We start from the raw sequence: 11,991 nt of genomic DNA, 5'->3' as shown, positions 1-11,991 counted from the left end.
CATGGATCGAAGCATGGATCGCAGCGCCGCTGACATGACCGACGTCGAGACCCGAACGCTGGGCCACGTCCTGCACGATGGGCTCGCGGGGCTGAATGCCGCACAGGCGGCGCGCTGCCTCGTCGCGGTTGCGGCGCTGCTGCTGGTGCTGGTCACGCTCGATCCGTTTCCTGACCTTCGCAACGAGGATGTGACCACGGTCGTCGGCGGGCGCATGGCGCTCACCTATATCTCCTGGGGTCTACTGGCTGCGGTCGCGATGTTGTTCGTCGCCGCCACCGATGCGCCAGCGCTGAAGAGCCTGGTGACGCCGCTGCATCTTTGCCTCGTCGGCTGGCTGTTGATCAACATCGTCTTCTCCGAGAGCCGCGGCGTTTCGATCCAGCGCTTCGCGCTGGCGGTCAGCGTGACGTCGCTCGCCGTGCTGTTGCCATTGCTGCCGCCGACACAGCGGGCTTTCAACTTGTGCCTTGGCGGCGCCGCGCTCGTGCTGCTGGTGCTGTGCTATCTCGGCGTCTTCCTCGCGCCGCAATATTCGATGCACACCGCGCTCGACCTCACTGAGCCGCAGCTTGCCGGCGACTGGCGCGGCAGCTTCGGCCACAAGAACATCGCTTCGCCGGTGATGACCATCCTGGTCTATGTCGGGATTTATCTCTGCGGCGTCGGGTCGTTCGTGATGGGACCGGCGATCGCCGCGCTGGCCGGCATCTTCCTGATCTTCACCGGCGGCAAGACGTCGACGGTGCTGTGCCTTGCGATCTACGGGCTCGCCTCGCTGGTCTATGTCACGCCAAGCCTGTGGCTGAAGCGGCTCATCTGCTTCGTGCCGCTGATCGTGATGAACCTGCTGACGGTCGGCAGCGTCTTGAGCCCGGCGCTCGGGGCGCTGACGCGGCTGCTTCCGCTCGATCCCACCTTCACCGGCCGTTCCGCCATCTGGGAATTCGCGCTCGCGGCCGTCGCCGAGAAACCGATCATCGGTCACGGCTATGCGGCCTTCTGGGACGACGTGACCGCGCGGCAGACCGCTCAGGGGTCCGAATGGGCGACGTCCGCGGCGCATAGCCACAACAGCTATCTCGATCTCACGGTCACCATCGGCTTGCCGGGGCTGTTGCTCGTGATCCTCGTCTTCGTGCTCGCACCGCTCGGCAATTTCCAGTCGGCCCAGGCTCACAACCGTAGCCGCGCGCTGGCAAAACTGTTCCTCACCGTATGGCTGTTCGGCTTGTATTACGGGGCCACCGAGACCTTCCTGCTCGAACGGCAGAACCCGATCTGGTTCATGTTCGCGCTTGCAGTGGCTGGCCTGCATTTCCTCGCCAGGTTCCAATGCGTCAAACAGACGGAACCGGAGCGCTGACAGCTTGTCGCAGCCGGAGCGATAGTGATGTTGGCTTAACGATAAGCCGTTACGTCACTTGTGGTCTGCGACAAACATAATCTATCTGGAAACATTCAGTAATCGCATGTCCCGCGGATGACGTTTCTCAGCGTCGAGCAACCAGATGGTCTTGTGTCCAGCACGTCGGGAATCGCTGTCGATTTCGTGCGTGACTGGCGGCAGGCCGCATCGCGCCTGAGCGCGGGGCATCGCACCGCGTTCCAGCACGGTTACTGGCTCGGCGCATGGTACGAGGCGTTTCACGACTCTGCACCGCTGATCGCGTTGATCTCCGATGCCGCGACCGGCAAGGACATCGCGGTGGTGCCGATGATCAGCCACATCAGGCGCGGCATCCGCATCGTCGAATTCGCCGACCTCGGCGTCTCCGACAACAACGCGCCGATCCTGGCGCTCGATGCCGCGTTGGACGCTGCGGCGACGGATGCGATCGGCAAGGCGCTGGTCGACGCGGTGCGCGCATTGCCCGACCGCTTCGATCTGCTACGGCTGAAGAAGATGCCGGCCCATGTCGGTGCCAAGCCGAACCCGCTGGTGTCGCTCGGACGGATCGGATCCTGCTCGCTCAACGGCAATCTCGTGCTGACGGGCGACGACTATGAAGCCTATCGGGCCTCGATCAAGCGCATGCAGATGCCGCGCTGCTGGCGGGTCTTCAGCCGTCATGCCGGCGCGCGGTTCGAGATCGCCGCGGATGTCGCGCGGGCGCGCGAGCTGCTGGACGTGATGGATGTCCAGCAGCAGGCGCGCATGCGAAAGCTCGGTTCGCGCTTCGTGCTCAACGACGACGCTCATGCCCGATTCTATCGCGAGGTCGCCCGCCAGGGTGTCGCGGAGGGCTATGCCGTCATCACGGCGCTGGTCTGCGACGAGGCCGTCGTCGCCACCACGTTTGGCGTCAGGTTTGGCGCGAGCTATTTCCTCCTGCGCATCAGCCACGCCGGCGATTCATGGTCGAACTGCTCGCCGGGGCTGCTCGTCACCGAGCGTACCATGGCGGCGCTGCATGCAGAGGGCGTGCGCCGTTTCGATCTCAGCATCGGCAACCAGGACTACAAGCGCCGCTTCGGCGCCGAGAAGCTCGCATTGACCGATGTCAGCATCGCGCTGTCATGGCGCGGCGCTCCCTATGCATGGCGCGACCATGCCGCGCAGAACCTGCGTCGCTATCCCAGGCTCGCCGCCGTCGCCAGCCGGGCGATACGCAAGATGCGGTGACGGAGGCCGTCCGTACCCGCGTCATCTCGAAAGGCCGGCACTGAAGGCGTCCAGCAGCGCGCGACCCTGCGGCCAGTCGCCGAGCCCGCTCGACCCATTGATGTGGCCAAGGGCGCCCAGCACGATCAGCCCGGACTTCCAGGCACGCGCCCGCTGCTGCGTCTTATCAAGCCTGCCATAGGGATCGTCGGTGCTGGCGATGATGAGCGCGGGGAAGCGCAGCGTGCGGTTCGGCACCGGCTTGAACGCAGCTGCCTCCGCGGGAAAATTGGCGCCATCGGGATCGGGCACCGCGACCAGAAAAGCACCCGCGATCGTGGATGGGAAGCGCGTGGCCCAGTGCGCCACCAGCAGGCAAGCGAGGCTGTGTGCGACCAGCACCGGCGGCTTCGCGCAGCGCCTGACCGCCTGCTCCAGGGATTGCTCCCAATCGGCGAGCTCCGGCCGGTCCCAGCTCGCCGGCTGAAACCGCGTGAAACGTGTATCGTTGCGCTCCCAGAATGTCTGCCAATGAGTCTCTGCGGAGCTGCCGAGGCCGGGCAAGGTGATGATGTCGTGCATGATCGTCCCGTGATATCTGAGATGCACGTGCAGTGTGGCTGGTCTTGGTGCTGCGTCACATGGCAAGTCATCGGCGAAAGAGATCATCTGCCGATGATCTCAAGGTGGAATGGAGAATTGTCTTGGATCGCTTCGGAAGCATTGACACCAAGGATCTGAAGATCCTGGAGGCATTGCAGGCCAATGCGCGGGTGCCGCTGTCCGAACTCGGCCGTTCCGTCGGGCTGTCTCAGCCGGCCATCTCCGAGCGCGTGAAGCGACTCGAGGAAGCCGGGATTATCGAAGGCTACGGCGCCCGCATCAATCCGCGCGCGCTAGGGCTCGGCCTGATGGCGCTGGTCCGCCTGCGCACCTCGCATGAGCACATCAAGACCTGCCTCAAACGGTTCAGCGAGATTCCGCACATCGTCGAAGTCCATCGCGTAACCGGCGATGATTGCTTCGTGCTCAAGGTGCTGGTTCCGGCACCGGAAGATCTGGAGACGATCGTGGATCGTATCGCCGGCTTCGGCGCTGTGACGACCTCGCTCGTGCTGCGGAGCGAGCCGGCGCGACCGATCGGTAAAGACCTCATCAGGAAGAAGACCGAACGCGGTTGAGGCGTGGCCCGCGCGATCGACACGTCACCGGGCTGTCACAAAGCCTTCGATTGCGCCGAGCTTCGATGATCGCGCGCGTTGTGCTATCGTCACCTCTGTTTCCCGGAGGCGACATGGAAGATCGTTCGACAAAATATCGCGCATTCTATGCGCAGTTGATCTGCGCTGCGGCCAAGACGACGGATCCCCGTATCGAGCAGGCCTTTCGCACGGTCAGGCGCGAACCCTTCGCCGGACCCGGACCGTGGTCGATCTCCGTCGGCGGCCATCCCTATGTCGTGACGCCCGACGATGACCCCGCCTTCCTCTATCAAAACACGCTTCTGGCGCTGGACCCGGCGCGCGGCCTCAATATCGGGATGCCCGGCGCGCACGCCTATTGGCTCAGCGGCTGCGGCGTGCGGGAAGGCGAGACGGTGATCCAGATCGGTGCCGGCAGCGGCTACTACACGGCCATTCTCGCCGCGCTCACGGGAGCTTCGGGCCGTGTCCATGCCTATGAGATCGACGAACGCCTGGCGGCACTCGCGCGCGAAAATCTGAAGGACATCCCGCATATCGAGCTGGAAGATCGCTCGGGTATCGCGTGCGACTTACCGGGCGCGGATGTGATCTATGTCTGTGCGGGCGCGGCGCAGCCGGCCACGGAATGGCTCGATGCGCTGCGGCCCGGCGGCCGGCTGGTGTTTCCGTTGGCGCCGGAGGGGATGCTCGGCGGCATGTTGATGATCACGCGCCCGGACGCGGGCGCGGTCTGGCCGGCGAAATTCCTGAGTCGAGCCCAGTTCATCGGCTGCGCGGGACTGCAGGACGCGGATGCCGGCCGGCGATTGGCCGAGGCGTTCGCGAAAGGATGGGAGAGCGTGCAGTCGCTGTGCAGAGAGGGTGCTCCGGACGAGACGTGCTGGTTTGCCGGTGAGGGCTGGTGGCTTTCGACGGTTGCGGCACCCGTCCCGACGGTTTCAATCAAGCCCCACGCCGACCTCACGCAGGCGTGACGGATCGCTCACGCCTTACGATTTCGTGCACCCGGCGCATTGCAGCCGGCCGCGTGAGGCGCGGAACAGGCTCCGGCAATACCAGCGCCGCGCCAATGCCTGCGCAGGCCTGCGGATCATCTGCGCGATCAACAACAGTTCGAAAGCCATTCGTATCGCTTTTGGTCAAATATCCCGACGACGTAGATGGGGCGGCATTCCCGAATGAGAACGCCGCCCCCGTCGCATCAGCCATGCAGTCGTTCGTGCGTAAAGCCTAACTGCGCTCAGCCATGAAGTTCAGCCATGCAGTTTCCTGGCGGTCTCCGCGATCTGGCGGCCCTGGTAGCGCGCGCCGGCGAGCTCGTTGCCGCTGGGCTGGCGGCTGCCGTCGCCGCCGGTGATCGTGGTGGCGCCGTAGGGGGCGCCGCCGGTGACCTCGTCGAGCTTCATCTGGCCGGCGAAGCCGTAGTTCAGACCGACAACGACCATGCCGAAATGCAGCAAATTGGTGATGATCGAGAACAGCGTCGTCTCCTGGCCGCCATGCTGGGTCGCGCTTGCGGTGAAGGCGCCGCCGACCTTGCCGTGCAGCGCGCCCTTGGCCCAGAGCCCGCCGGCCTGGTCCAAAAAGTTCGCCATCTGCGAGGCCATGCGGCCGAAACGGGTGCCGGTGCCGACGATGATCGCGTCGTAGTTGGCGAGGTCCTCGATCTTGGCGACGGGGGCTGCCTGATCGACCTTGTAATAGGACGCCTTGGCGACCTCGGCCGGCACCAGCTCGGGTACGCGCTTGATGTCGACGGTGGCGCCGGCCTCGCGCGCGCCTTCGGCGACGGCGTTGGCCATCGCTTCGATGTGGCCATAGGCGGAATAATAGAGGACGAGAACTTTGGTCATGGTGGTCTCCGTTGGGATTACGTGAGGTGATTGGTTGCCTGGATCGCTACGCCGCGTCGACGAGCACGAGCTCGGAGTCTTCGAGTGCCGTGATCTTCAGCTTGTCCTCGTCGCGGATCGCAGCGCCGTCGCGGGCATTGACGCGTACGCCGTTGATCTCGACTGCACCCGCCGCCGGCACGAGATAAAGGTGGCGCGATTTCTGAGCTGAATACTCAGCCGTTTCGCCGGCCTTCAGGGTGGTCGCCAGCACCCGCGCATCGGCGCGGATCGGCAGGGCGTCCTTGTCGTTCTCGTCGCCGCTGGCGATGGTGACGAGCTTGCCGGAGCGGTCCGCCTTCGGAAACGGCTTCGAGCCCCAGGTCGGCTGGCCCCCGCGTGCCACAGGCTCGATCCAGATCTGGAAGATGCGGGTCTTGGTCGGCTCCAGATTGTACTCGGAGTGGCGGACACCGCTGCCGGCGCTCATCACCTGCACGTCGCCCGCTTCAGTTCGGCCCTCGTTGCCGAGGCTGTCCTGATGGGTGATCGCGCCCTCGCGCACATAGGTGATGATTTCCATGTTGGCGTGAGGATGGGCCGGAAAGCCGGTGTTCGGCGCGATCTCGTCGTCGTTCCACACCCGCAAGGCACCGTGACCCATGTTGTTCGGATCGTAGTGGCTGGCGAAGGAGAAATGGTGCTTGGCCTTGAGCCAGCCGTGATCGGCGCCGCCGAGCTTTGCGAAAGGTCTGAGTTCGATCATCTGCGTAATTCCTTTTACTTGAGCGGGTGGCGCCTGGATCAGGCGCCGAATCCGCCGTCGACGTTGAGCACCGTGCCGGTGACGAAGGAGGCTTCCGGGCTCGCGAGGAACACGACGCCGGCGGCGACTTCCTCGGGGCGGCCGAAGCGCTGCAGCGCATGCTGCTTGCGCTGCGTCTCGGCGAACTCGCCGCCGTCCTTCGGGTTCATGTCGGTGTCGATCGAGCCGGGCTGCACCACGTTCACGGTGATGCCGCGCGGGCCGAGGTCGCGTGCCGCGCCCTTGGTGTAGCCGACGACGGCGGCCTTGGTGGCGACGTAGTCGGCAAGCCCCGGGAACGAGGCGCGGTCGGCGAGCATGGAGCCGACGGTGACGATGCGGCCGCCTTCGCCCATCAATTGCGAGGCAGCGCGGATCGCCGCGATCACGCCGTGTACGTTGATGGAATCCTGCCGCTCGAGCGCGGCCGTGTCAGCCTTCGCATCGTCGATCGCGCCGCCCGCGGCAACGCCGGCATTGTTGACGAGGATGTCGAGATGGCCGAATTCCCTGGCGACGTCGTTGACGAGCTGCGTCACGTCCTTGGCCGAGGCTTGGTCGGCCTTGAAAGCGCGGGCCTTGACGCCCCTGGCCTTGAGCTCGGTAACAACCGCCTCGGCCTTTTCGGGCGAGGCGACATAGCTGATGGCGACATCCGCGCCTTCATCGGCGAGAGCGCGGGCCGAGGCCGCGCCGATGCCGCGCGAGCCGCCGGTGACGAGGGCAACCTTGCCTGAGAGCTTCTTGGTCATTGGATTTCTCCATTCCTGAATGTCTGATGACCCTTGGATAAGCCTCCATCTGTGGTATAGAAATAGAAACTGTCGAAACACATTGTTTCCTTAAATACCCCAATTGGACCGCCGCACATGGCAAAACTCCCCGATTTCGAGGCGCTCGCAATTTTCGCAAAAGTCGTGGAATTACGGTCGTTTGCAGGGGCCGCGAGCGAGCTCGCGATGTCCAAGGCAACGGTGTCCAAGGCGGTCACACGGCTGGAGGAGCGGCTCGGTGCCCGGCTGTTCAACCGCACCTCGCGGCGGCTGGCGCTGACCGATGCCGGGCACAAGCTCGCCGAACGTGCCACGCGCCTGCTCGTCGACGGCGAGGCGGCCGAGAACGAGGCACTGGCGCAATCGGTGGCGCCGCGCGGCCTGGTCCGGCTCGCCGTGCCCATGACGTTCGGGATCAAGGCGGTGGCGCCGCTGCTGCCGGAGTTCTTCGAAACCTATCCGGAGGTCTCGGTCGATCTGCATCTGAGCGATGCGACCATCGATCTGATCGGCGAAGGTTTTGACATGGCGGTGCGGATCGCGCGGCTGCCGGACTCCTCGCTGATCGCGCGACGGCTCTTCACCATGCCGCGCTTCACGGTGGCCGCGCCGTCCTACCTCAAGCAACATGGCCGGCCGACGCATCCGATGCATCTCGCCGAACACAAATGCTTCAGCTACGCCTATCTCTCGACGCCCAATGTCTGGAACTACACCAATTCGGCTGGCGAGCAGGCCAGCGTCCGTCCGGGCGGACAGCTCCGCGTCAACAACGGTGAAGCCGTGATGCCGGCGCTGATCGCCGGCCTCGGTATCGCCGAGCTGCCCGAGTTCATTGTCGGCGAGGCGATTTCGTCCGGCGAGGTCGAGGTGATCCTGAAAGACTGGAAGCAGGCCGAAGGCGCCGTGCATCTGGTGACGCCACCCGGCGGCCCGCGCCCCGCACGCGTCGAGGCGCTCGGCGATTTTCTCGCGGCGAAGCTGCCGGGCACCTGCAAGCGGCGGCCGCGCGGGAAGGTGAAGGGGTAAATCTGCTTGGTGGGCATGGCGCTTCGCGCCTTTGCCCACCCGAAAAGACCTCGCTAGTCTATCGTCCGAGCAAGCTCTCGTAGGGTGGGCAAAGCAAAGCGTGCCCACGTCTTTGCCTGAGGGAATCGCAGGTGTCTCGATATCGGCGCGCGCAGGGCAGGATGTTCTTCTTCACCGTCGTGCTCGCGGATCGGTCGAGCACGCTGCTCGTCGATCAAGCCGATCGCCTGAGGCGAATTTACCGAACCGTCTTTGAACGCCAGCCATTCGAGACGGTTGCGATCTGCATCTTACCGGACCACCTCCACGCGATCTGGGCGTTGCCGGATGGCGACGTCGACTTTTCGTCGCGCTGGAATCTGATCAAAGGTGGATTTTCGCGAGGCTTGGAGGCTGGGCCGCCTTCAATGAGCAAATTGAAGAAGCGCGAGAAAGGCATTTGGCAGCGCCGTTATTGGGAGCACGCAATTCGCGACGACGCGGATTTGGAGCGGCACGTTGACTACATCCATTTCAATCCCGTGAAGCACGGTCTTGTCACGCGTGTACGCGATTGGTCGCTCAGCAGCTTCCATCGTTATGTGGAGCAGGGCACACTTCCCGTGGATTGGGGAGGGGATATGCGCGATATCGCGGGGCAATTCGGCGAATGATGGTGGGCACGCTTCGCTTTGCCCACCCTACGGCATATCGCTTTGCGGTGCCACTACTGTACTTTCATGCCGTTGATCGCGACGATGCGCAAGGCTGGCTTCAGCGTCTCCTCCAGCTGCGACTTCAGTTCATGAACACGTGGGTCGGTCGAGCGTGCCGCGCAGGCGGCGTATTGATGGACCGATTGCGCCAGGGCACGCCGCGCTTCCGGCGTTCGCGTCAATTCGGGCTTTGAAAGCCGCAAGACGATCGCTGCGAGATTCACCAGCATCTCGTCCAGGGCGACGTCGATGGTCGCAAGATTCCGCATCACTCACTCCCTCAAGAGGGCAACAGCGGGCTCACGGATGCGTTCCTGACGGGGCCGGACATGGTCAATGCTTCGTTAATGCCTTGTTCTTGCCGCGTGGCACGCTAGGCTGGCGAAACAAAAGAAAATCGGGGGGTAGGGGACCATGATGGATCGACGCGATCTCTTGCGTGCCGCCGCGGCATTGCCGATGTTGCGGGCTGCTTTACCTGACAAGGCCTTCGCGCAAGCCTATCCGGTGCGCAACATCACCCTGATCGTGCCGTTTCCGGCGGGCGGTCAGGCCGATCTTGCAGCGCGTCCCGTCGCGATGGCACTGGAGCGGATCCTCGGCAAGCCCGTCATCGTCGACAACCGCGCCGGTGGCGGCGGCGGATCGGTCGGCAATGCCGCGGCGGCCCGCGCAGAGCCCGACGGCTACACGCTGCTGATGACGCTGTCCTCGCTCGCGGTGCTCCCCGAGGCCGACCGTCTGTTCGACCGACCCGTCGCCTACGAGGTCTCGCAGTTCATGCCGATCGCGCGCGTTCTGGCCGATCCCACGCTGCTCGCAGTGCCGGCTTCGGCGCCGTGGAAGACGGCGCAGGATTTCGTCGAGGATGCGAAGAGGCGACCAGGCCAGATCACCTACGGCTCGTCCGGTCCTTACGGGACGCTGCATGTCGCGATGGAGATGTTCGCGAACAGCGCCGATATCAAATTGCTGCATGTTCCGTTCCGCGGCGCGGGCCCGGCACTGACCGCGCTGCTCAGCGGCACCGTGCAGGCGATAGCAGCGGCGCCCGGCACGCTGAAGCCGCAGGTCGACGACGGCAAGCTGCGCGTGCTCGGCAATTGCGGCGCACAGCGCATCGCGAGCTTCCCCGACGTTCCGACCTTCCAGGAGCTCGGCTACAAGGACGTCGAGATGTACATCTGGGCCGGGCTCTTTGCACAGCGTGGTCTTCCTGCGCCGGTCGCGAGCCGCCTGCGCGAAGCGATGGCGCAGGTGATGATGAGCCCGGATGTGCTCAGGAGCTTCGAGGCCTCGGGCAGTCTGGTCGCCTATCAGGACGCGCCGGCATTCTCGCAATTCGTGGCGACGGACAGCGCGCGGCTGATCGCGGCGGTGAAGAAGATCGGCCGGGTGGAATAGGTTCCCGCCGCATTTTCACATTTTTTTGTTGGTCCAGAACCTGACCGCGTCTCATTGATTGAAGACAAATCAAGGGAATCGAGAAGGATCGGGACATGCGAACAGAGCGAATTGCGCTGGGTCTGGCGCTTGCAGTTAGCGGCATCGTCGCGCAGGGTGCGGCGTCAGCCCAGGAATATCGCGGCACAATGGAACAGCAGATGGCGTGCACGCCGGATGTCTGGCGCCTTTGCAGCGACCAGATTCCGGACACGAACCGCATCGTGGCCTGCCTGCAGCAGAACACGCCGCAGCTTTCGAGCGCATGCCGGGCGGTGTTCCAGTCGAACAACCAGGCCCAGCCGCAGCAGCCGGTCCCGCGCGGCCGGGCTGTGCCGCCGCCGCGGTACAACAATGCGCCGCCGCCTGTCGCCGCGCCACCACAGCCGCGTCCCTATTATGATGATGACAACGACTAGAGTGTGATCCGGAAAAGTTTGATACGATTTTCCGAAAAGATCATGCTCAAGCAATAGCCTGGAGCGCGATGACGATTTATCGCGACGTCTTCGCACCGTGGGCGCGAAGATGCGGTCGCAACCGCATCACTCCCGGCTCGTTCGGCGCTCCCCCTTACTGTCCGAATCCGGTCGGTGCCCGAGCGCTGTCCGCAGGATGACACCGAAGAGTATTGCTGCGACTGGCCAATGGAACCAGATCTTGTGCATGCCGGTGAAAACGTTGATCAGAATCAGAAAGCCCGAAACCGTGAGGGCCGCTGCAACCGGGCGGGGCAGCTTCGCCAGCCAATCCGAGACGAAGCCGATCCAATTGGATGGCTCGTGCCTGCTGTCAATCCATCGAGCGCCAGTTTCCGATTCTGCAACTGCTCGGTCCTGGGGAGTGACGCTGTCGTCAACCGGGAAGCTCCGTCGCCCAGCGCTTTGGCCGCTCGTGGACACGCGATAGCTGGTCATGGGAGCAACGTTCTTCATTGGTCGCTGGCCGAGACAGTCGAAGCCAACGGACAATTTGTTGTGCACCTGATCGTAGACGGAGCTTGAGATCACGACACCGCCGGGTTCGGCGAGCTCTTGCAGCCGCGACGCGATATTGACGCCGTCGCCATAGATGTCGGACCCGTCCACCATCACGTCGCCGAGGTTGATGCCGATGCGAAACCGCATCGGGTGGGCGTGCGGTGGGTCCGAATCCTGGTTGGAAATTTCCTGCTGAATTTCGACCGCACATTGCACGGCCTCGACGACGCTGGCGAACTCGGCGATCACGGCATCGCCCCAAGTATTCACGATCCGGCCGTCATGGCGCTCCACCAGTCCCGCAAAGGCAGTGCGGTAGCGGCGCAGCGTCTCCAGCGTTCCGGTCTCGTCTGCTCCCATGAGGCGAGAATAGCCCTGCACGTCAGCGCACAGGACGGTGGTCAATCGTCGTTTCACCTTTTCGTCGGTCATGGTCCATATGCTAGCCTTCCTGACCGGCAATTGCATCAGGCATCGCATCTGGCCCCATCGCGGCTCAACGACCGGTTGTCCAGTCCCGAAACCGTCATACCCGTGCAACGAATGCAGCCAGCCACGTGCCAAAGCCGACCTGGCGTGAGGTCACCCTCCGCGCCGCGGTTCACGAGGACCGGCCGGAGCCGC

14 protein-coding genes are annotated in these 11,991 nt (G+C 64.1%); 8 read left to right on the top strand and 6 right to left on the bottom strand.

Features of this window, described 5'->3' with window-relative positions; translation table 11 throughout:
- The first annotated feature begins 13 nt into the window (after positions 1-13).
- Positions 14-1,366 carry an O-antigen ligase family protein gene (locus tag ACKWRH_RS39130; protein WP_445217889.1) on the top strand — a complete coding sequence of 451 codons (1,353 nt, stop codon included), beginning with the start codon at positions 14-16 and terminating at the stop codon, positions 1,364-1,366.
- Positions 1,367-1,483: 117 nt separating this feature from the next.
- Positions 1,484-2,626, top strand: coding sequence for a GNAT family N-acetyltransferase (locus ACKWRH_RS39125; protein WP_445217888.1), 1,143 nt, complete (start codon positions 1,484-1,486; stop codon positions 2,624-2,626).
- Between the two features lie 21 nt (positions 2,627-2,647).
- Here ACKWRH_RS39125 and ACKWRH_RS39120 read toward each other — a convergent pair whose 3' ends face one another.
- Positions 2,648-3,187 (bottom strand): RBBP9/YdeN family alpha/beta hydrolase, encoded by a 540-nt coding sequence (locus ACKWRH_RS39120; RefSeq protein ID WP_445217887.1) that lies wholly within the window; start codon positions 3,185-3,187, stop codon positions 2,648-2,650.
- 122 nt (positions 3,188-3,309) lie between these two features.
- Between ACKWRH_RS39120 and ACKWRH_RS39115 the strand changes: the two genes are divergently transcribed.
- Together ACKWRH_RS39115 and ACKWRH_RS39110 are read left to right on the top strand one after the other, a co-directional pair.
- Positions 3,310-3,786 (top strand): Lrp/AsnC family transcriptional regulator, encoded by a 477-nt coding sequence (locus ACKWRH_RS39115; protein ID WP_014491880.1) that lies wholly within the window; start codon positions 3,310-3,312, stop codon positions 3,784-3,786.
- A gap of 113 nt (positions 3,787-3,899) precedes the next feature.
- Positions 3,900-4,784, top strand: a complete 885-nt coding sequence (locus ACKWRH_RS39110; protein WP_445217886.1) for a protein-L-isoaspartate O-methyltransferase family protein — start codon at positions 3,900-3,902, stop codon at positions 4,782-4,784.
- Positions 4,785-5,063: 279 nt separating this feature from the next.
- Here the strand turns inward: ACKWRH_RS39110 and wrbA are convergent, their stop codons facing one another.
- From wrbA to ACKWRH_RS39095, 3 genes are read right to left on the bottom strand one after another with little or no spacing between them, the layout of a single operon-like run.
- Positions 5,064-5,663: an NAD(P)H:quinone oxidoreductase gene (gene wrbA, locus ACKWRH_RS39105; protein ID WP_445217885.1), complete on the bottom strand. Its 600-nt coding sequence runs from the start codon at positions 5,661-5,663 to the stop codon at positions 5,064-5,066.
- 46 nt (positions 5,664-5,709) lie between these two features.
- Complete coding sequence (locus tag ACKWRH_RS39100) at positions 5,710-6,408, bottom strand: pirin family protein (RefSeq protein ID WP_166344778.1); 699 nt, start codon at positions 6,406-6,408, stop codon at positions 5,710-5,712.
- Between the two features lie 38 nt (positions 6,409-6,446).
- A complete protein-coding gene (locus tag ACKWRH_RS39095; RefSeq protein ID WP_028147961.1) occupies positions 6,447-7,199 on the bottom strand; it encodes an SDR family NAD(P)-dependent oxidoreductase in 753 nt (250 codons plus the stop codon).
- Between the two features lie 117 nt (positions 7,200-7,316).
- On the opposite strand from ACKWRH_RS39095, the gene ACKWRH_RS39090 reads away from it, so the two are divergent.
- Together ACKWRH_RS39090 and ACKWRH_RS39085 are read left to right on the top strand one after the other, a co-directional pair.
- Positions 7,317-8,249, top strand: a complete 933-nt coding sequence (locus ACKWRH_RS39090; protein ID WP_445217884.1) for a LysR family transcriptional regulator — start codon at positions 7,317-7,319, stop codon at positions 8,247-8,249.
- Positions 8,250-8,380: 131 nt separating this feature from the next.
- Positions 8,381-8,902 (top strand): REP-associated tyrosine transposase, encoded by a 522-nt coding sequence (locus tag ACKWRH_RS39085; RefSeq protein ID WP_445217883.1) that lies wholly within the window; start codon positions 8,381-8,383, stop codon positions 8,900-8,902.
- Between the two features lie 53 nt (positions 8,903-8,955).
- Here the strand turns inward: ACKWRH_RS39085 and ACKWRH_RS39080 are convergent, their stop codons facing one another.
- The gene (locus tag ACKWRH_RS39080) at positions 8,956-9,213 is read right to left on the bottom strand and encodes a hypothetical protein (protein ID WP_445217882.1); all 258 of its coding nucleotides are present in this window, start codon (positions 9,211-9,213) and stop codon (positions 8,956-8,958) included.
- Positions 9,214-9,361: 148 nt separating this feature from the next.
- Here ACKWRH_RS39080 and ACKWRH_RS39075 point away from each other — a divergent pair, with 148 nt between their 5' ends.
- Both ACKWRH_RS39075 and ACKWRH_RS39070 read left to right on the top strand, forming a co-directional pair.
- Positions 9,362-10,348: a tripartite tricarboxylate transporter substrate binding protein gene (locus ACKWRH_RS39075; RefSeq protein ID WP_445222555.1), complete on the top strand. Its 987-nt coding sequence runs from the start codon at positions 9,362-9,364 to the stop codon at positions 10,346-10,348.
- A 95-nt stretch (positions 10,349-10,443) separates the two neighbouring features.
- A complete protein-coding gene (locus ACKWRH_RS39070; RefSeq protein WP_445217881.1) occupies positions 10,444-10,806 on the top strand; it encodes a hypothetical protein in 363 nt (120 codons plus the stop codon).
- A gap of 126 nt (positions 10,807-10,932) precedes the next feature.
- Here the strand turns inward: ACKWRH_RS39070 and ACKWRH_RS39065 are convergent, their stop codons facing one another.
- On the bottom strand, positions 10,933-11,799 hold the full coding sequence (locus ACKWRH_RS39065) for an adenylate/guanylate cyclase domain-containing protein (protein WP_445217880.1): 867 nt from the start codon (positions 11,797-11,799) through the stop codon (positions 10,933-10,935).
- Positions 11,800-11,991: the final 192 nt, after the last annotated feature.

The sequence above is a fragment of the Bradyrhizobium sp. Pa8 genome (assembly GCF_052588265.1).
This window is presented reverse-complemented; position numbering and strand designations above follow the sequence as displayed.